At 72.8% G+C, this 22,191-nt stretch carries 1 protein-coding gene; it reads left to right on the top strand.

The features are described 5' to 3' along the window. Positions 1–10 precede the first annotated feature (10 nt). A complete protein-coding gene (locus QSK30_RS00505; RefSeq protein ID WP_285498714.1) occupies positions 11–22,153 on the top strand; it encodes a type I polyketide synthase in 22,143 nt (7,380 codons plus the stop codon). Positions 22,154–22,191: the final 38 nt, after the last annotated feature.

Below are 22,191 nucleotides of genomic sequence, written 5' to 3' on the forward strand. Positions count from 1 at the left end.
GGAGCCGAACATGAGCCGTGAGCAGCAAGTCGTCGAGGCGCTGCGGGCGTCGCTGAAGGAAACCGAGCGGCTGCGCAAGCAGAACCGCGAGCTGGTCGCCGCGGCGGGGGAGCCGGTCGCGATCATCGGCATGAGCTGTCGGCTGCCCGGTGGCGTCGGCTCGCCGGAGCAGCTGTGGGACCTCGTCCTCGCGGGCGGTGACGGCATCACCGGCTTCCCCGGCGACCGCGGCTGGGACCTGACCAGCGAGGTCGAGTACGCGCGGGCGGGTGGGTTCGTCGACACCGCCACGGGCTTCGACGCCGCGCTGTTCGGCATCTCGCCGCGCGAGGCGCTGGCCATGGACCCGCAGCAGCGGTTGTTGCTGGAGGCGAGCTGGGAGGCGTTGGAGCGCTCGGGCCTGGACCCGCTGTCGCTCAAGGGTTCGGCCACCGGGGTGTTCGCGGGTGCGTCCACCTCGTTCTACGGCGCCGGTCAGCCGCTGCCCGCCGAGGTGGCGGGACACGCGCTCACCGGTACGCACAACAGCGTGATCTCCGGCCGGGTCGCCTACGCGCTCGGCCTGGAGGGTCCGGCGGTCACCGTCGACACCGCGTGCTCCAGCAGCCTGGTCGCCTTGCACCTCGCGGCTACGGCGCTGCGCCGGGGCGAGTGCGCGATGGCGCTGGTCGGTGGCGTGACCGTGATGCCGAACACCGCCGCGTTCGCGGAGTTCGCGCGGCAGAAGGGCCTCGCGCCCGACGGTCGGTGCAAGTCGTTCGCGGCGGCGGCCGACGGGACCGGCTGGTCCGAGGGCGTGGCCGTGCTGGTGGTGCAGCGGCTCTCCGACGCGCTGGCCAACGGACACGAGGTCCTTGCGGTCGTCCGTGGCAGCGCGGTCAACTCCGATGGCGCGTCCAACGGCCTCACCGCGCCCAACGGGCCCGCGCAGCAGCGGGTCATCCGATTGGCGCTGGACTCGGCGGGGCTGGTTCCGTCCGATGTGGACGTTGTCGAGGGTCACGGTACGGGGACCCGACTCGGCGACCCCATCGAGGCGCAGGCGTTGTTGGCGGCCTACGGCCAGGACCGGCGCGAGCCGCTGTGGTTGGGGTCGCTCAAGTCCAACATCGGGCACACCCAGGCCGCGTCCGGTGCCGCGGGCATCATCAAGATGGTGCAGGCCCTGCGCCACGGCGTGCTCCCGCGGACCCTGCACGTGGACGCGCCGACCCCGCACGCCGCGTGGGCGCGGGGTGCGGTGGAACTGCTTACCGCACAACGAGACTGGCCGTCGGTGGAGCGCCCGCGCCGCGCGGGCGTGTCGTCGTTCGGCGTGAGCGGCACCAACGCGCACGTCATCCTGGAGTCGCACGAGCCGTCGGCGCCTGTGCCGAGTACCCCGGGTGAGGGGCCCTGGCTGCTGTCGGCGCACACCCCGCAAGCGCTTGCGGCTCAGGCGGAGCAGCTGCGCGAGCTGCCTGGGTCCGCTGTGGACATCGGGTGGTCGCTGGCCACCACGCGGGCGTCGCTGGACGAGCGGGCCGTCGTGCTGGGTTCCCGTGCTGAGGGCCTGGCCGCGCTCGCGCGGGCCGAGTCGGCTCCGGGGGTCGTGCGTGGCACGGTGACCGATGGCGAGCTGGCCTTCTTGTTCACCGGTCAAGGCGCGCAACGGGTGGGCATGGGTACCGGTCTGCGCGCCGCGTTCCCGGTGTTCGCGGCGGCCTACGACGAGGTGCTCGACCGGGTCTCGATCGGCGACGACCTCGTGCGCACCGGCAACGCCCAGCCCGCGCTCTTCGCGCTGGAGGTGGCGCTGTTCCGGCTGGTCGAGTCGTGGGGGCTGACACCGGACGTGCTGGTGGGGCACTCGATCGGCGAGGTCGCCGCCGCGCACGTGGCCGGTGTTCTCTCGCTCGACGACGCGTGCGCACTGGTCACCGCGCGCGCCCGATTGATGGACGCGCTGCCCGCTGGCGGTGCGATGCTGGCGGTCGAGGCCGAGTCGGTCGAGCTGCCGGACGGCGTGGACCTGGCGGCGGTGAACGGACCGCGTTCACTGGTCGTGTCCGGTGCCGAAGTCGCGGTCGACGAGCTGGAGGCCCGGTTGCGGGCCGAGGGCGTCCGGGTGAAGCGGCTCGCGGTGTCGCACGCGTTCCACTCGCACCTGATGGAGCCGATGCTCGCCGAGTTCGCCGCGGTCGCGGGGCGGCTCACCTACCACCCACCGCGCGTCCCGATGATCCCGACCTCGTCCGGTGCGGTCGACACGCCGGACTACTGGGTGCGCCAGGTCCGCGAGACGGTCCGGTTCGCCGATGCCGTCGCGGGTTTGTCGAAGGGGACCCGTTGCCTGGAGCTGGGGCCGGACGGCGTGCTGTCCGCGCTGGTCGAGCACGGTGTCCCCACTTCGCGCGCGGACCGCGACGAAGCCGAGACCGTGCTCACCGCGATCGCGCGACTGCACGTCGTCGGTGTCCCGGTCGACTGGCGCGCGATCTTGCCCACCGGCAACCGAATCGCGCTGCCCACCTACCCGTTCCAGCGCGAGCGCTACTGGCTGGCACCCGCTGAGTCCACAGTGGATGACTGGCGCTACCGGATCGCCTGGCGACCGGTCGCACCCACACCGGCGGATGGTCGTGGCTGGCGGATCGTGGGCGAAGATCCCACCATCAGTCTGACGAGTTCGGACGAGCCCGCGGGCGTGGTCGTGCTGCCCGGCGCCGACGTGGCCACCGTGCTCGACGTCCTGCGCACGGCCGAGGCGCCGGTGTGGGTGCTGACCCGGGGCGCGGTGTCCGTCGGTGCCGACGACCCGCTCACGGACCCGGCACAGGCGCAACTCTGGGGCCTCGGCCGGGTGGCTGCCCTGGAATGGCCGGACCGCTGGGGTGGCCTGGTAGACCTGCCCGGCGAGACTGATTCGGCCCAGCTCGCGGCTATTCTCGCGGGCTCCGAGGACCAGGTCGCCCTGCGGCCGCAAGGTGTGTTCGCGCGCAGGCTCGTGCCCGCGCCCGCGAGCAGTGGTACGCCTTGGCGGCCCACTGGTTCGGTGCTGATCACCGGCGGGACCGGTGCTCTTGGCGCGCATGTCGCCCGCTGGCTGGTTGGGCGCGGTGCCGAACACCTGATCTTGACGTCCCGGCGCGGTGCGGCGGCGCCCGGCGTGGCCGAGCTGGTCGCCGAGTTGGGCATCCGGGTGGACGTCGTCGCCGCTGATGTCGCCGATCGGGCCGCTGTGTCCGCGTTGGTCGCCAGGCACGACATCACCGCTGTCTTCCACACGGCGGGCGTGGTCGGCACGGGTTCGCTGGCCGAGACGACCGCCGCTGAGTTCGCCGATGTCCTACGCGCCAAGGTCGATGGCGCGCGGAACCTGCACGAGCTGCTCCCCGAGGCGCACCTGGTGCTTTTCGGCTCTATTGCTGGGATCTGGGGAAGCGGTGGCCAAGCGGCGTACGCGGCGGCCAACGCCTACCTCGACGCGTTGGCGGAGCACCGACGCGGCCGGGCGACCTGCGTGTCGTGGGGTCCGTGGGCCGAGTCCGGGATGCTGGTCGACGAGGGCGCCGAGGACTACCTGCGCAAGCGGGGCCTGACGCCGATGGCCCCCGCGCGGGCCTTGGCCGCCTTGGGGCGCGCGCTCGACGCGGGGGACACCAGCGTCACTGTGGCCGATGTGGACGGTGAGCGGTTCGCCGCTGTGTTCTCCTCCGCCAGGCCGAGTCCGCTGCTGGCGGAATTGCCCTGGGTGCCCGCTGTCCCGGTCTCGACCTGGGCGGGTTCGCTGACTGGTGTGTCCGATGTGGAGCGATCGCGGCTCGTGCTGGAGCTGGTGCGCACTGAGGTGGCCGCGGTGCTGGGGTACCGCGGCTCGGTCGAGGCGGCGAAGCCGTTCAAGGACCTGGGCTTCGACTCGCTGACCGCGGTCGAGCTCCGGGACCGGCTCGTCCAGGTCACCGGGCAGGCCTTGCCCGCGACCCTGGTGTTCGACTACCCGAACGCCGCCGCGCTCGCTGAGCATGTGCTCGGCCTGGCACTCGGTGAGTCCGCCAAGGTGGTCGTGCAGACCGCCGTTCGAGCGGATGAGCCGATCGCGATTGTGGCGATGAGCTGCCGGTTCCCCGGCGGGGTCGACTCGCCCGAGCGGCTGTGGGACCTGGTGCGGTCGGGTACGGAGGTCGTCGACGAGTTCCCCGCCGACCGCGGCTGGGACCTCGACGCCTTGCTCGCCACTTCCCACTCGCGGCACGGCGCCTTCCTCGCCGACGCGACCGGGTTCGACGCCGACCTGTTCGGCATCTCGCCTCGCGAGGCGCAGGTGCTCGACCCCCAGCAGCGGGTGCTGCTGGAGGCGACCTGGGAGGTCTTCGAGCGAGCCGGGATCGACCCGACCTCGTTGCGCGGCAAGCCGATCGGCGTGTTCGCAGGCACCAACGGCCAGGACTATGCGGCGGTCGCGATGGCGGCACCCGAAGGTCTGCTCGGCTACCTCTCGACCGGCACCACCGCGAGCGTCCTCTCTGGACGGATCGCCTATGTGTTCGGGCTTGAAGGCCCCGCTGTCACGGTCGACACCGCGTGCTCGTCGTCCCTGGTGGCGCTGCACTTGGCCGTTCAGGCGCTGCGCAACGGCGAGTGCTCGATGGCGGTGGCGAGCGGCGTGACGGTGATGTCGACCCCCGGCGCGTTCGTGGAGTTCAGCCACCAGCGCGGTCTCGCGCCCGACGGCCGGTGCAAGCCGTTCGCCGACGCCGCCGACGGCACCGCGTGGGGTGAGGGCGTCGGGGTGTTGCTGGTCGAACGCCTCTCGGACGCCCAGCGGTTGGGGCACAAGGTGTTGGCCCTGGTCCGGGGCTCGGCGGTGAACCAGGACGGCGCGTCGAACGGCCTGACCGCCCCGAACGGCCCGTCGCAGCAACGGGTGATCCTCTCCGCGCTCGCCTCGGCGGGGCTCGAACCGTCCGATGTGGATGCTGTCGAGGCGCACGGGACCGGGACAGTCCTGGGCGACCCGATTGAGGCACAGGCCCTGCTCGCGACTTACGGCGCCGAGCGCACCGAGCCGTTGTGGCTGGGCTCGGTGAAGTCGAACATCGGTCACACCCAGGCCGCCGCGGGCGTCGCCGGTGTGATCAAGATGGTCCAAGCCCTCAACCACGGCGAACTCCCGCCCACCCTGCACGTGGACCGCCCGACGTCCCATGTGGACTGGTCGAGCGGCGCCGTGTCCCTGCTCACCGCGGCGCGGCCCTGGCCGGAGGTCGACCGCCCGTGGCGGGCGGGCATCTCGTCGTTCGGCGTGAGCGGCACCAATGCCCACACCATCATCGAGCAGGCCCCCGCCGCCGAGCCGCCGAGCGCCGGAGTCGGCCAGGTGTGGCCGCTCTCGGCTCGATCGACACCCGGGTTGCGTGGCCAGGCCGAACGACTCCTGCGAGCCGTTGACGACCTCGATCCGGGTTCGGTCGCGCACACGCTCGTCACCGGCCGTGCCGCCCTGGCCCACCGGGCGGTCGTCACGGCGGGCGACGTCGCCGCGCTGGCAGCCTTGGCAGAGGGGCGCGACGCTGAGGGACTGGTCCAGGGGACCACCGTCGACGAGCGGCTCGTCTTCCTGTTCACCGGTCAGGGTTCCCAGCGCGAGGGCATGGGAAGGGGCCTCTACAAGGCGTTCCCCGTCTACCGCGAGTCGTACGACGCGGTGGTCGCCCGGCTCGACATCGGGTCGGATCTGCGCCAGACCGGTAACGCCCAACCCGCGCTGTTCGCGTTGCAGGTCGCGCTGTTCCGGCTGGTGGAGTCCTGGGGTGTCCGCCCCGACCAGCTCATCGGCCACTCGATCGGCGAGGTCGCCGCCGCGCACGTGGCCGGGGTGCTCGACCTCGACGACGCGTGTGCGCTGGTCAGCGCCCGTGCGCGACTCATGCAGGCGCTCCCCGCCGGTGGTGCGATGCTCGCGGTCGAGGCCGACGAGCACGAGATCCCCGACACCGTCGACATCGCCGCCGTCAACGGTCCGCGCGCGCTGGTCGTCTCGGGGCCCGAGGCCACGATCACCGAACTGGAGCGGACCTGGCACGGGCGCAAGCTCAAGCGCCTCGACGTCTCGCACGCCTTCCACTCCCGGCTGATGGAGCCGATGCTCGTCGAGTTCGCCGAGGCCATCCGCGACCTCACCTACAACCCACCACGGATTCCGATCACGTCCACGGCAGGCGGCCCCGTCGACACCGCCGACTACTGGGTGCGCCAGGTCCGGGCGACCGTCCGCTTCCACGACGCCCTCCCCGATGGCGGCGTCTTCCTGGAGATCGGCCCCGGCGCCGTCCTGTCGGCCCTGGTCGACAACGGCATCCCGACGCTGCGCGCCGGCCGCGACGAGGTCGAGACCTTCACCCGCGCCCTGGCCCGGCTGCACGTCAGCGGCGTGCCGGTCGCCTGGCCGACCGCGGGCCCCGGTGCCGACCTGCCCACCTACGCCTTCCAGCGCGAGCGCTTCTGGGTCGACGCCAAGCCGAGCACGCTCGCCGCCGCGGGCCTCGACCGGGCCGACCACCCCCTGCTCGGCGCCGCCATCGAGCTCGCCGACGGGTACCTGTTCACCGCCCACCTCAGCGCCGCGACGCACCCCTGGCTCGGTGAGCACGTCGTGCACGGGAGCGTCGTCCTGCCCGGCACCGCGCTGGTCGAGCTGGCCCTGCGCGCGGGCGTCGAGGTCGGCTGCCCCCGGCTGGACGAGCTCACCATCGAGGCCCCGCTCGCCCTGCCCGCCGATCTCCAGGTCGCCGTCGGCGCCGCGCAGCCGGACGGCACCCGACCGGTGTCCCTGCACGCCCGGACCGCGACCACCTGGGTTCGGCACGCCGTGGGCCTGCTGAGTCCGCGCGTCGACCTGCCCGCGCCGCTCGTCTGGCCGCACGCTGACCCGCTCGACCTCGACGGCCTCTACCCGGCCCTCGCCGACGCCGGGCTGGAGTACGGTCCGCTCTTCCAGGGCTTGCAAAACGCCTACAAGACACCGGATGGCCTCTTCGTCGAGGTCGCCCTCCCGGAGGGGGATGGGACGGACTTCGGGCTGCACCCGGCCCTGCTGGACGCCGCGCTGCACGCACTCGCGCTCGACGGCACCACCGACGGCCCGCTCGTCCCGTTCGCCTGGTCCGGCGTCACGCTGCACGCCGCGGGCGCGGGCCGACTCCGAGTCCACCTGGCTCGCACCGGTACCGAGGTCCGGCTCGCCATCACCGACCCCGCCGGAAATCCGGTCGCCACCGTCGAGTCGCTGACCCTGCGCACCGCCACCCGCCCCCGGGACGCGAGCCTCGACGACGCTCTGTACACAGTGGACTGGGTGGCGGTCGCGCCCGCCACCGAGGTCGTCGACCGCGTCGTCGTCGACCTCCCCGCCACGCCGCAGGAGGTCCTCGCGCTCTTGCAGCGCGATGACGCCCCGCTGGTCTTGGTCTCGCGTGGCGCCGTCGCCGCGCTCCCTGGCGACGACATCTCTGACCTCGACGCCGCCGCCTCCTGGGGCCTGGTCCGCTCGGCGCAGTCGGAGAACCCCGGCCGAGTGGTCTTGGTTGACACCGACGGCTCCCCGCTGCCCGCCCTGCCCGCCGACGAGCCGCAGCTCGCGGTGCGCGGCGGTGAACTGTTCGCCCCCAGGCTCGCCCGCCCGGACGCCGGGCTCACCGTGCCGGCCGGCCCGTGGCGGCTGGACATCGTGGGCGAGGGGACGCTGGAAAACCTCAGCCTCGTCGAAAACCCGGACGTCCCGCTCGCGCCCCACGAGGTCCGGGTCGAGGTGCGCGCCGCCGGCGTCAACTTCCGCGACGTGCTCATCGCGCTCGGCCACTACCCCGACGCCGCCGTGATGGGCTCCGAGGGTGCGGGCGTCGTGCTCGAGGTCGGCGGCGACGTCACCGGCCTGCGGGCGGGTGATCGGGTGTTCGGCCTGTTCACGGGTGGTTTCGGCCCGCGTGCGGTGGTCGACCGCCGGATGGTCGCCCCGATGCCGGGCGAGTGGTCATTCACCCAGTCCGCCTCGGTCCCGATGGCGTTCCTGACCGCCTACTACGCGCTGGTCGACCTCGCCGGTTTGCGCGCAGGCGAGCACGTGCTCGTGCACGCGGCGGCGGGTGGCGTGGGCATGGCCGCCGTGCAGATCGCCCGACACCTCGGTGCCGAGGTCTACGGCACGGCCAGTCCGGCGAAGTGGCAGGCCACCGGTCTGTCCGAGGACCGCCTTTCTTCCTCGCGCGACCTCGACTTCGCACGGAAGTTCCGGAAGGTGTCCGGCCGGTGGGGCTTCGACGTCGTGCTCAACTCGCTGGCCGGGGAGTACATCGACGCCTCCGCCGGGCTGATCGGCCCCGGTGGTCGGTTCGTCGAGATGGGCAAGGCGGACCTGCGCGAGCCAGCCGACTTCCCGGACATCACCTACCGCTCGTTCGACCTGGGGGAGGCAGGGCTCGACCGCATCCAGCAGATGTTGCGCGAGCTGGTCGCCTTGTTCGAACGCGGCGCCCTTGAGCTGTCGCCGGTGCGCGCCTGGGACATCCGCGACGCGCGCACCGCTTTCCGGCACCTGGGTCAAGGCAGGCACATCGGCAAGAACGTGTTCACCCTGCCGCGTTCACTGGATCCACAAGGGACCGTGCTGGTCACCGGCGGCACCGGTGTGCTCGGCTCGATCCTGGCGCGCCACCTGGTCGCCGCGCACGGTGTCACCGGGCTGGTGCTGACCAGCAGGCGCGGCCCGGCCGCGCCCGGGGCCGCGGAGCTGGTCGCTGAGCTGTCCGAGCTGGGCGCCGCGGTCGAGGTCGTCGCCTGCGACGCGGCAGACCGTGACGGACTGGCCGCCATCATCGCCCGGCACCGGCTGACCGGTGTCGTGCACGCCGCAGGTGTGTCCGACGATGCCGTGATCGGCGACCTCACCCCGGCCCGGCTCACCGCCGTGTTGGCCGCGAAAGCAGATGCTGCAAGGGTTCTCGACGAGCTGACGGCCGACCTGGACCTCTCGTTGTTCGCGCTCTACTCGTCCGCCTCGGCCACCTTCGGCACGGCGGGCCAGGGCAACTACGCTGCCGCCAACGCCGTGCTGGACGCCCTCGCCCACCGCCGCAGGGCGTCCGGCCGGGCCGCGGTGTCGCTGGGCTGGGGCCTGTGGGCGCGGGCGAGCACGATCAGCTCGACGCTCCGCGAGACCGACCTCGAGCGGCTTGCCCGTACCGGTGCGGCACTGTCCACTGAGGATGGTTTGGCGCTGTTCGACGCTGCCCTGGGCCTTCCCCAGGCCAATCTGGTGCCGATGCGCCTTGATCTGGTCGGGTTGCGCGCCCGGGCCACGCGTGAACCCGTGCCCGCACTGCTGCGCGGACTCGTGCGCGGTCCGGTGCGCCGCGCCGTCAGCCTCCCGGCGGCGTCGTTCGCCGCGAACCTGGCGGCTTTGCCCGCCGGCGAGCGTGACCGGGTGCTGCTCGACCTGGTCCGCGCCCAGGTCGCTGCCGTGCTCGGGCACGCCTCGCCGGACGCGGTCGAGCCGCGCCGGGCGTTCCGCGACCTCGGGTTCGACTCCCTGACCTCGGTGGAGCTGCGCAACCGGGTCAACACGGCCACCGGTTTGCGGCTGCCGCCCGCGCTCGTGTTCGACCACCCGACCCCGGTCGCCCTGGCCGCGCACCTGGCCGCCGAACTGCTCGGCGGCGCGGAGCCGGTCGAGGTCGAGGCGCCGCGTCAGCGCGACGACGACCCGATCGTCATCGTCGGTATGGCCTGCCGCTATCCAGGCGGGGTCGCTTCGCCGGAGGACTTGTGGCGGCTGGTCGTTGACGAGGTCGACGCCGTCGCCGGGTTCCCGGCCGACCGCGGCTGGGACCTCGACGCGCTCTACGACCCCGATCCCGACCGCCTCGGCACCACCTACACCCGCGCCGGTGGTTTCGTGCCGGAGGCGACGGAGTTCGACGCCGACCTGTTCGGCATCTCGCCGCGCGAGGCTCGGGCCATGGACCCTCAGCAACGGCTGCTCCTGGAGACCTCGTGGGAGGCGTTCGAGCGCGCGGGGATCGACCCGATGTCGTTGCGCGGCAGCCTTTCCGGTGTCTTCATGGGCGTGGCGACCTCGCTCTACGGGCTCGACGCGGGCCCGTCGGACGGCCACTCGCTGACCGGGATCGCCACCAGTGTCGCCTCCGGGCGGCTGGCCTACACCTTCGGCTTGGAAGGGCCCGCGATCACCGTCGACACCGCGTGTTCGTCGTCGCTGGTCGCGCTACACCTCGCCGCGCAGGCATTGCGCAACGGCGAGTGCTCGCTGGCGTTGGCGGGCGGTGTGACCGTGATGGCCACGCCGGGGATCTTCACCGAGTTCAGCAGGCAGAAGGGTCTGTCGGTGGACGGCCGCTGCCGCTCCTTCGCCGCGTCGGCCGACGGGACCGGCTGGGGTGAGGGCGTCGGCGTGCTGGTCGTGGAGCGGCTCTCCGACGCCGTGGCGCGCGGGCACGAGGTGCTGGCGGTGGTGGCCGGGTCGGCGGTGAACTCCGACGGCGCCTCCAATGGCCTCACCGCGCCGAACGGGCCGTCCCAGCAGCGGGTCATCCGCGCGGCACTGGCCTCCGCCGGACTTCAGCCCTCCGATGTGGACGCCGTGGAAGCGCACGGGACGGGCACGGTGTTGGGCGACCCGATCGAGGCGCAGGCCCTGCTGTCGGTGTTCGGACAACGCGCCGAGCCGCTGTGGCTGGGGTCGGTGAAGTCGAACATCGGGCACACCCAGTCCGCCGCCGGGGTCGCGGGCGTGATCAAGGTCGTGGAGTCGCTGCGGCGTGGGCTGCTGCCCGCCACCCTGCACGTCGACGAGCCGACCCCGAACGTGGACTGGTCGGCGGGCTCGGTATCCCTGCTGACCGCGGCGCGCCCGTGGCCCGAGGTCGACCGACCGCGCCGGGCGGGGGTGTCCTCCTTCGGCGTGAGCGGCACCAACGCGCACGTGATCATCGAGCAGGTGGCCGAGCTGCCGAAGTCCACTGTGGAACGATCCACGCCTGCACTCGTGCCGTGGGTGCTGTCCGCCCGCACCAAGTACGCGCTGGACGCCTGTGTGGCACGGCTTGATCAGTCGGTCGCGGCGCTGGACGCGGTGGACGTCGGCCACACGCTGGCGGTCGGCCGGGCCGACCTGGACCACCGCCTGGTCCGGCTCGGCTCCACGCAGGTGCGCGGGGTCGCAGGTCAGGGGCGGGTCGCGTTCCTGTTCACCGGTCAGGGCGCCCAGCGGGCGGGCATGGGGGACGAGCTGCGCGCCGCCTTCCCGGTGTTCGCCGCCGCCTACGACGAGGTGCGCGCGCGGCTGCCCTTCGGTGACGACCTGCTGCGGACGGGGAACGCGCAGCCCGCGCTGTTCGCGGTGGAGGTGGCGCTGTTCCGACTGCTCGAATCCTGGGGCCTGCGACCCGATGTCCTCATCGGACACTCGATCGGTGAGCTGGCGGCGGCCCACGTCGCGGGGATCCTGTCCCTGGACGACGCGTGCACCCTGGTTTCCGCGCGCGCCCGGCTGATGGACGCGTTGCCCGCCGGCGGCGCGATGCTGGCTGTCGAGGCGTCCTGGGTCGATCTGCCCGGTGGCGTGGACTTGGCGGCGGTGAACGGTCCGCGGTCGCTAGTGGTGTCCGGCGACGCCGACGTGATCGACCGACTTGCCGAGTACTGGCGGGACGAAGGGCTGCGGGTCAAGCGCCTGGCGGTCTCGCACGCCTTCCACTCGCACCACATGGACCCGATGCTCGCCGAGTTCGCGGCCGTTGCCGAAAGCGTGACCTACCGGGCCCCGACGATCCCGATCGTGTCCACTTCGGAGGGTGAGCTCACGACCCCGGAGTACTGGGTTCGGCAGGTCCGCGCCACGGTCCGGTTCAGCGACGCGGTGCGGCGCTGCGGAGCGGGCAGCTTCGTGGAGCTGGGCCCGGACGGTGTGCTGTCCGCGCTGACGCAGCAGATCCTCCCTGACGTCGTGGTCGCACCGGCGCTTCGCGTGGACGAGGTGCCCGCGGTCTTCCGCGCGGCCGCCACGGCCTACGTGCACGGCGCCCCGGTCGACTGGCCCGCGGTCTTCGCCCCCTGGGGCGGCCGCCGGGTGCCGCTGCCCACCTACCCGTTCCAGCGCCGTCGCCACTGGCTGGACTCCGTCGCCCGCACCGAGTCGCTCCGCTACGGCGTGGACTGGGTTCCGGTTGACCTGCAAGGGATTCCGAGCGGTCGATGGGCCGTGCTCGGGGCCGACGACGTGGCCGACGCCCTGCGTGCCGCTGGTGTCGAGGTCGTCCGACTCGGCGAACCGGCGGACGGCATCCTCGCTGAGGTCGATGCTCCCGGCCTCATCGAGGTGCTCGCGACGGCGAACGCACCGGTGTGGGCGCTCACGCGTGGTCTCCTCGCCGACCCGGCTGCCGCCGAGGTGTGGGGCGTGGGCATGGTGGCGGCCCTGGAGACGCCGGACCGCTGGGGCGGTCTGATCGACTTGTCCGCGTCGGGTGATCAAGCCCGCGTGCTGCCGGTGCTGGCTGGTGTCGAAGACCAGGTGAGTGTCCGCGCGGACGGGGTGTACGCGCGCAGGCTGCGGCCCGCGGGCGAACCGCTCGGCGGACCACTCGGCGGACAGTGGACCCCGACGGGGCCGGTCCTGATCACCGGTGGCACCGGCGCGCTGGGGGCGCAGGTCGCCCGCTGGCTGGTGTCCCGAGGTGTCACCGACATCATCCTGGCCAGCCGGGGCGGCGCGGCCACCCCCGGTGTGGCCGAGTTGGTCAGGTCGCTGGGTGTCCGTGCCGCGACCTGCGACGTCAGCGACCGCGACGCCGTCGCGGCGCTGCTCGCCGAGCATCCCGTGACCACGATCATCCACGCCGCCGGCGTCGACACCCGGACCCCGCTGCCACTGTCCACATCAGACGTGGCGGGGGCGGTCGAGCGCTACCACGAGGTCACCCGGGCCAAGGTGCTCGGCGCCCGGCACCTGCACGAGCTGGCGCCCGACGCCCACCTGGTCCTGTTCTCCTCCATCGCGGGTGTCTGGGGCAGCGGCGGTCAGTCGGCCTACGCCGCCGCCAACGCCTACCTGGACGCCCTCGCCGAGCACCGCCAGTCCATCGGCCAACGCGCCACCTCGATCGCCTGGGGCCCGTGGGCGGGCGCGGGCATGGCCGCCACCGGCTCAGCCGCCGACTACCTGCGCAAACGAGGACTCACCCCGCTCGCGCCCGCCCGCGCCCTCACCGCGCTCGGGCAGGCCCTGGCGCAGGGCGACACCACGGTCACCATCGCCGACGTCGACTGGTCCAGGTTCATCCCCGCTTTCACCGCGACCCGGCCCAGCCCGCTGTTCACCCACTTCCACCAGCCCCAGGACACCCACCAGCTCGCGGACCCGACCTGGGCCGACGACCTCGCGGTGCTCACCCAGGCCGATCGGGCGCGGGAAGCCCTGACCCTGGTGCGCCAGCAGGTCGCGGCCACGCTCGGACACGACGATCCCGGCGCCATCGACGCCGTCCGCCCGTTCAAGGACCTCGGTTTCGACTCGCTAACCGCCGTTGACCTGCGCAACCGCCTCGTCGAGGCCACCGGCCTGCGCATCGCCGCCACCGCTGTCTTCGACCACCCGACCGCCGCGGCCCTCGCCGACCACCTGCTGACCCACATCGCTTCCGCCGCGGCGGTCCAGCCGGTCCAGGCGCGGCAGGACTCGGCCGCGGACCCGATCGTGATCGTCGGGATGGCCTGCCGCTACCCCGGGGGCGTGACCTCGCCCGACGACCTGTGGGAGCTGGTGCGCGCCGGTGGTGACGCCATCGGCGGGTTCCCGGCCGACCGCGGCTGGGACCTCGACTCCGCTGTTCCCTACGCGCGCGCCGGTGGGTTCGTCGCGGGGGCGACCGACTTCGACGCCAAGCTGTTCGGGATCTCGCCGCGCGAGGCCCTGGCCATGGACCCGCAGCAGCGGCTCGTGCTGGAGGCGTCCTGGGAGGTACTGGAGCGGGCGGGCATCGACCCGCAGTCGCTCAGGGGTTCTTCGACCGGTGTGTTCATCGGCGCGTCGAACTCCGGGTATGGAGCGGGAAGCGCGTTGCCCGCTGAGGTCGAGGGGCACTTCCTGACCGGCACGGCCAACAGCGTCATGTCGGGGCGCATCGCGTACACGCTGGGCCTGGAAGGGCCTGCCGTCACTGTGGACACCGCCTGTTCCAGCAGCCTGGTGGCGTTGCACTGGGCGGTACGGGCGCTGCGGGATGGCGAGTGCGACCTCGCTCTCGCCGGTGGTGTGACAGTGATCCCTTCGCCTGCCGTGTTCGCGGAGTTCTCCGTCCAAGGTGGACTCTCCGGTGATGGTCGGTGCAAGCCCTACGCGGCCGCGGCGGATGGCACCGGGTGGTCCGAAGGCGTCGGCATGCTGGCTGTCGAGCGGTTGTCCGATGCGATCCGAAGAGGACACTCAGTTCTCGCCGTCATACGGGGCAGCGCGGTCAACTCGGACGGTGCCTCTAACGGGCTCACCGCGCCCAACGGGCCTTCTCAGCAGCGGGTCATCAAGCAGGCTTTGGAGAGTGCGGGCCTGGCGCCATCCGATGTGGACGTTGTCGAAGGGCATGGCACCGGTACCAGGCTGGGTGACCCGATCGAGGCGAACGCCCTGATCGAGGCGTACGGCGCCGACCGCGACCGGCCGCTGTGGCTGGGCTCGCTGAAGTCCAACCTCGGCCACACCCAGGCGGCCTCCGGGGTCGGCGGGATCATCAAGGTGGTCCAGGCGATGCGCCACGGGGTGCTGCCCAAGACACTGCACGTGGACACCCCGTCGCCGTTCGTCGACTGGGCCCGGGGTCGCGTCGAGCTGCTCACCGAGCCCAGGCCTTGGCCCGAGGGTGACCGGCCCCGGCGTGCCGGTATTTCGTCGTTCGGGGTCAGCGGCACCAACGCGCACGTCCTCATCGAGTCCTACCCCGACGCGGAACCGGTTGTCGACGACGACCTCGACCTGCCCTGGCTGGTCTCCGGCCGCGACGCCGCCGCGCTGCGCGCCCAGGCCGCTCGCTTGCTCGACTGGACAACGGATCGCACACGTTCAGCCGTCGCACGCGGGCTTGCCGTGACGAGGGCGCACCTGCCCCACCGGGCCGTGGTCGGCAGTCGCGAAGCGTTGACAGCAGTCGCGAGTGGACGGTCTGCGGTGGGTGTCGTGCAAGGTGTCGCAACCGATCCGCGAGTCGCGTTCCTGTTCACCGGCCAGGGATCCCAGCGGGTGGGCATGGGGCGGGGGCTCTACGCGACCGAGCCCGTGTTCGCGGCGGCCTTCGACGCCGTCTGTGAGCGGTTGGACCTCGACCGGCCCTTGATCGACGTGGTCTTCGACGACGAGGACGCGCTCAACCAGACCGCCTACACCCAGACCGGGATGTTCGCCCTCGAGGTCGCGCTGTTCCGCCTGGTCGAGTCGTGGGGTGTGCGACCGGACTTCCTGGTCGGCCACTCGATCGGCGAACTGGCCGCCGCGCACGTCGCCGGGGTCCTGTCGCTGGACGACGCGTGCACCCTGGTGTCCGCGCGCGCCCGGCTCATGCAGGCGCTGCCCGCGGGTGGCGCGATGCTCGCGGTCGAGGCGGGAGAACTCGAACTCCCGTCCGGAGTGGACCTGGCGGCGGTCAACGGACCGAGTTCGCTGGTGGTCTCCGGCGACGAGGACGTCATCGCCGACCTGCAGGCCCGGTGGCGCCGGGAAGGTCGGCGGGTGAAGTGGCTGGTCGTCTCGCACGCCTTCCACTCGCACCTGATGGAGCCGATGCTGGCGGAGTTCGCCCGGGTCGCCGAGGCGATCACCTACCGGCGCCCGGAGATCCCGATGGTGCCGACCGCCTCGGGCGAGGTGGACACGCCCGGGTACTGGGTGCGGCAGGTGCGGGAGACGGTGCGGTTCGCCGACGCCGTGCGCACCGTCGACGGACACGGTGTGACCACCTGGCTCGAACTCGGCGCCGACGGGGTGCTGGCGGCAGCGGTGCGGCAGACGGTCGATCGCGCGGTCGCCGTGCCGGTCCTGCGCGGTGCGCGACCGGAACCCGACACAGCCCGGACCGCGTTGGCGAGTCTGCACGTGCGGGGTGTCCCGGTGGACTGGAAGGCCGTCTTAGGGGCGCCGACGCCGGTGGAGTTGCCGACGTACGCGTTCCAGCGCGAGCGGTTCTGGCTTGAGCCCGCGGCACCGGTGGCGGCGGACGGGTTCTGGGCGGCCCTGGAGTCGGGCTCGCTGGCGGTCGGCCCGGCCGAGGCCGAGCAGTTGGCCGCCGCGCTGCCGATGTTGGCCGAGCTGCGCGCCGGCCACCAGGCTCAGTCCACAGTGGATGGCTGGCGGTACCGGGTCGGGTGGCGCCCGCTGGATGAGGCCGCGGCCGAGCTGAGCGGGACCTGGCTGGTGGTCACCCCCGACGGCGACGTGCCCGACGACATCCGCGCGGCGCTGGCCGGGGTGGAGATCGTCACAGCGCGGTCCGGTGACGTGGTCTTCCCGGATGGGCTCGCCGGTGTGCTGGCGTTGTCGCCGGTCGAGGATGTGTTGTCACTGCTGCGAAGTGAGCCGCCCGCGCCGCTGTGGTGTGTGACACGGGGCGCGGTGTCAACGGGTCCGGCCGACCCGACCGTCGATGAGCTGGCGGCGCGGGTCTGGGGCCTGGGGCGCGTGGCCGCGCTGGAGCAGCCCGCGCGCTGGGGCGGGCTCGTGGACCTCCCCGAGCGGCTGGACGAGCGCGCCGGGCGGCGGCTCGCGGCCGTGCTGGCCGGTGCGTTCGAGGACCAGGTCGCGGTGCGGGCGTCCGGGGTGTTCGGCAGGCGGTTGCGCCGGGCGGCGGTCGGGACGCGGCGGCCGTGGGTGCCCGACGGGCCGGTGCTGGTCACCGGCGGCACGGGTGCCTTGGGCAGTGCGGTCGCCCGCTGGTTGGTCGAGCGCGGGGCCACCGAGTTGGTGTTGGCGAGCAAGCGCGGGATCGCGCCGGACGGGCTGGTCGAGTCACTGGACGCGACCGTGCACGTGGTGGCCTGCGACGTTGCCGATCGGGAAGCCGTGGCCTCGCTCTTGGCCGCGCACCCGGTGACGGCGATCTTCCACACCGCCGGAGTCGTCGACGACGGTGTCCTGGAGTCCCTGACTCCTGAGCGGTTGGACGCGGTCCTGCGCGCCAAGTCCGCGCGGGTGCTCGACGAACTCGCGGGCGACCTGAGCGCGTTCGTGGTGTTCTCCTCGCTGGCGGGCACCCTGGGCAGTGCGGGTCAGGGCAACTACGCGGCGGCCAACGCCGAGCTGGACGCGTTGGTGCTGCGCCGTCGTGCGCGTGGTGCGGTGGGGACGTCCGTGGCGTGGGGGCCGTGGGCGGGCTCGGGCATGGCAGCCGAGCTGGCCGACCGGATGCGCCGGGCGGGCCTGCGCCCGCTCGAGCCGACCCGGGCGCTCGCCGCCCTGGGCACGGCGCTGGACGTCAACGACGCGGACGTGGTTGTCGCGGACATCGACTGGGCGGTGTTCGGACCGGCGTTCCCGGTGCTGTTCAGCGAACTGGTGACTCCGGCAGTGGTCGACTCACCGGCCCTGCGGCCCGCTGACCTGCTGGAACTGGTGTGCCACGAGGCCGCGCTGGTCCTCGGGCACGCCTCGGCCGCGGCGGTCGAACCGGAGTTGGCCTTCCGCGACCTGGGATTCAACTCGCTCACCGCCGTCGAGCTGCGCAATCGGCTGGCCGAGGCCACCGGGCTGACGCTGTCCGCGGGCCTGGTCTTCGACCACCCCACGCCGGTCGCGCTCGCGGCGCACCTGCGGGACCAGTCCGCGCCGGTTGAGCCCACCGGCCAGGTGGCGTCCGTTGTGGACGATCCGATCGCCATCGTCGGTATGGCGTGCCGCTTCCCGGGCGGGGTCGTCTCGCCGGAGGGCCTGTGGGACCTGGTGGTCTCCGGCGGCGACGCGATGGGGCCGTTCCCAGCGGATCGTGGCTGGGACCTGGCCGGGCTCTACGACCCGGACCCGGAGCGGACCGGCACGACCTACACCCGGGTGGGCGGGTTCCTCGACACCGCGACGGAGTTCGACGCCGGGCTGTTCGGCATCTCACCGCGCGAGGCCCTGGCCATGGACCCGCAGCAGCGGCTCCTGCTGGAGACCTGCTGGGAGGCGTTCGAGGGCGCCGGGATCGACCCGAAGTCGTTGCGCGGCAGTCGAACCGGGGTGTTCGCGGGCACCAACGGGCAAGACTACCCGGCGCTGATGATCGGCCGGTCGGAGCTGGAGGGCCACCTCGGCACCGGCAACGCGGCGAGCGTGCTGTCCGGCCGGGTGTCCTACACCTTCGGGCTGGAAGGTCCGGCGGTCACCGTCGACACGGCGTGCTCGAGCAGCCTGGTCGCGCTGCACTTGGCGGCCCAGGCGCTTCGGGCAGACGAGTGCTCGATGGCGATCGCGGGCGGTGTCACGGTGATGTCGACACCGGGAGCGTTCATCGAGTTCAGCCGCCAGCGGGGCCTGGCCGCCGACGGTCGGTGCAAGCCGTTCTCCGCCGACGCCGACGGCACCGGGTGGGGCGAGGGCGTGGGTGTCCTCGTCCTGGAACGGCTTTCCGACGCGGTGCGCAACGGTCATGAGGTGCTGGCCGTCGTGCGCGGGTCGGCGGTCAACCAGGACGGCGCGTCCAACGGCCTCACCGCCCCGAACGGACCCGCGCAGCAGCGGGTGATCCAGCAGGCGCTCCGCTCGGCGGGCCTCGTTCCGTCTGATGTGGACGCTGTCGAGGCGCACGGCACGGGGACGTCGCTGGGCGACCCGATCGAGGCCGAGGCGTTGCTGGCCACCTATGGCGCGGACCGGGCGGACCCGTTGTTCCTGGGCTCGGTGAAGTCCAACATCGGGCACACGCAGGCCGCCGCCGGGGTGGCCGGGGTGATCAAGATGGTGCAAGCGCTGCGGCACGGTGTGCTGCCGCGCTCGCTGCACGCCGACGAGCCGACCCCGCACGTCGACTGGTCCACCGGCGCGGTCGGACTGCTGTCGGAGAACCGGCCGTGGACGGAGCGGGACCGCCCCCGCCGCGCGGGCATCTCCTCGTTCGGTGTCAGCGGCACGAACGCACATACGATCATCGAGGAGTACCCCCGCGCTGCCAAGTCCACTCAGGACTTGACTGGCGTGACGCCGTTCGTCCTGTCGGCGGCGACTCCGGAGGCCCTGCGGGCCCAAGCCCGGAGACTCGCGGGAGCCGAAGCGACGCTTGACGTGGCCGCCACCGTCGCCGGGCGGGCGCGTCTCGCCCACCGTGCGGTGGTCCTCGCCAAGGGCACCGAGGAGCTGCGAGCGGGCTTGTCGTCCCTCTCGATCGTCGGTGAGTCGACGCGCGGCGGACTCGCGTTTCTGTTCACCGGTCAGGGATCCCAGCGCGTCGGGATGGGGCGCGAGCTCTATGCGGCCTTCCCCGTCTTCGCGGCGGCGTTCGACGCTGTCTGCGCCCGTCTTGACCTGTCGTTGCACGATGTCACCGCCACTGACCTAGAGCGCACCGAGTACGCGCAGACCAGCCTGTTCGCCCTTGAGGTCGCGCTGTTCCGCCTGGTCGAGTCGTGGGGCGTCACACCGGACTACCTGGTCGGCCACTCGATCGGCGAGCTGGCCGCCGCGCACGTCGCCGGGGTGCTCTCCCTTGACGACGCCTGCACTCTGGTCAACGCTCGAGCCCGTCTGATGCAAGCACTTCCCGCCGGTGGCGCGATGCTCGCCGTCGAGGCTGACCACCTCGACCTGCCCGCGGGGGTCGACCTCGCGGCCGTCAACGCGCCGGGCTCGATCGTGGTCTCCGGTACCGAGTCCGCTGTGGACAAACTGGAGACGAGGCTGCGGGCGGAAGGCCGCCGGGTCAAGCGGTTGTCCGTGTCGCACGCCTTCCACTCGCACCTGATGGACCCGATGCTCGACGCGTTCGCCGCCGTCGCCGAGCGGCTGGACTTCCGCGAGCCGAACATCCCCATCGTGTCCACTGTGTCCGGTTCGGCGGAGTTCGCGAAGCCGGACTACTGGGTCACCCAGGTCCGCGAACCAGTCCGCTTCGCCGACGCCGTGGCGACCCTGCGCGACCGCGGTGTCACCAGGTTCCTGGAACTCGGTCCGGACGGTGTCCTCACCGCGCTGGTTGGTGAGGGTGTTCCGGCCTTGCGGTCCGGCAGGCCGGAGCGTGAAACGCTGCTCACCGCCTTGGCGCGCCTGCACGTCGAGGGCGTGGCGGTCGACTGGAAGCCCCTGCTCGCGGGCGGCAACCACGTCGCGTTGCCCACCTACGCGTTCGACCGGCAGCGGTTCTGGCCGCTGGAGCCGGTTCGCTCGCGCGTCGACGACCTCACCTACCAGGTCACCTGGGCGCCCATCGCCACCCCGGAGACGCGGCTGGGCGGCGGCTGGGCCGTCGTCGGCACGCGCGGCAGCGCTGTCGAGCGGGCGCTGCGAGCCCAAGGTGTCGAGATCGTGGAACCACCGGCGGCGACCGGGGGCGTGCTGTTCCTGGGCGACGACCCGGTGGAGCTGCTGGAACTGTTGCGCACCAGCGAAAGCCCGGTGTGGGCGATCACCAGCGGCGCGGTCTCGACGAGCGCGGGCGATCCGGTGACCGAACCCGCACAGGCTCAGCTGTGGGGTATGGGCCGGGTGGCCGCGCTGGAGCACCCGCAGCGGTGGGGCGGCCTGATCGATGTGACCGACGAGGTTGACGGCGTGGCACTGGCGGCTGTGCTGTCCGGGCTCGGCGAAGACCAGGTGGCGGTGCGGCCGGATGGCGTCTTCGCGCGCAGGCTGACCAGGGCAGATGTCGCGCCGGTCGGGCAGTGGCGGCCGAGTGGGCCGGTGCTGGTGACCGGGGGCACGGGCGCGCTGGGGGCCGAGGTCGCACGGTGGCTGGTCGGCCGCGGGGCCGTCGAGCTGGTGCTCACCAGCCGTCGGGGGCCTGCCGCGCCCGGGGCCGCCGAGTTGGTGGCTGAGCTGGGCGAACTCGGCGCGACCGCCACCGTGGTGGCCTGCGACGTCGCGGTGCGGGACGAGGTGGCGGACCTGTTGGCCGCGCACCCGGTTCGAGCAGTGGTGCACGCCGCTGGGGTTCCGGCGGTGGGCGCGCTGGCGGAGATCGACTCGGCGGCGTTCATCGAGGCGGTGCGCGCGAAGGTGTTGGGAGCGCGCTGGTTGGACGAGCTGGTGTCCGAAGTGGACGCCTTCGTGCTGTTCTCGTCGATCGCGGGCGTGTGGGGCAGCGGTGGCCAAGCCGCCTACGCGGCGGGCAACGCCTACCTCGACGCGCTCGCCGACCAGCGCCGCGCCCGGGGCGTCCCGGCCACCTCGGTGGCGTGGGGGCCGTGGGCAGGCGCGGGTATGGCCGCTGACGCCGAAGCGGCCGACTACCTGCGCAAACGAGGTCTTGAAGCACTCGCGCCAGCCGACGCGTTGGCAGTCTTGGGTGCCGTTCTGGACGCTGGGGCCACCTGTGTGACGGTGGCTGACGTCGATTGGCCGCGGTTCACCGAGGCGTTCGCGACCGCCCGTGCGACCACTTTGTTCACCGAGTTCGAGCCGGTCGTCGAGGCGCCGGTCTCGGACCTGCGGGAGCGGTTGTCCGGTCTGTCGGAAGCCGACCAGGACGCGGCGCTGCTGGCGCTGGTGTCCACCGCGGTCGCCGAGGTGCTGGGCTACCAGGGCGGCGTCGAGCCGAACCGTGCCTTCCGCGACCTGGGGTTCGACTCGCTCACCGCGGTGGAACTGCGCGGTCGGCTGGCCACCGCGACCGGCCTCGCGCTGCCGTCGTCGCTGGCGTTCGACTACCCGACCGCCGCCGAGCTGGCCAGGCACCTGCGCGCCGAGCTGGGTCCGGTGTCCGGGGTCGACGCCCTGCTGGCCGAGCTGGACACCCTGGAGTCCGCCTTCGCCGCGACCGCCCCCGACGGCCTCACCAGGGTGAAGGTGGCCGTGCGGTTGCAGTCGTTCCTGGCCCGCTGGAGCGACGAGCGCGCGGTCGACCCAGCAGTCGACGACTCGATCGACGACCTCGAGCTGGCCGACGACGACGAGATGCTGGCCCTGATCGACCGGGAGCTGGGCCGGTGAGAGGGGTACCCCTAAGGCGCCCGCGCGGCCTTGTCAGC

Source organism: Actinokineospora sp. NBRC 105648 (genome assembly GCF_030269645.1).
Classification (GTDB): domain Bacteria; phylum Actinomycetota; class Actinomycetes; order Mycobacteriales; family Pseudonocardiaceae; genus Actinokineospora.

Excerpts from the sequence above, each read along its gene's own strand:
- QSK30_RS00505 (WP_285498714.1), top strand. The coding sequence starts at position 11 with ATGAGCCGTGAGCAGCAAGTCGTCGAGGCGCTGCGGGCGTCGCTGAAG.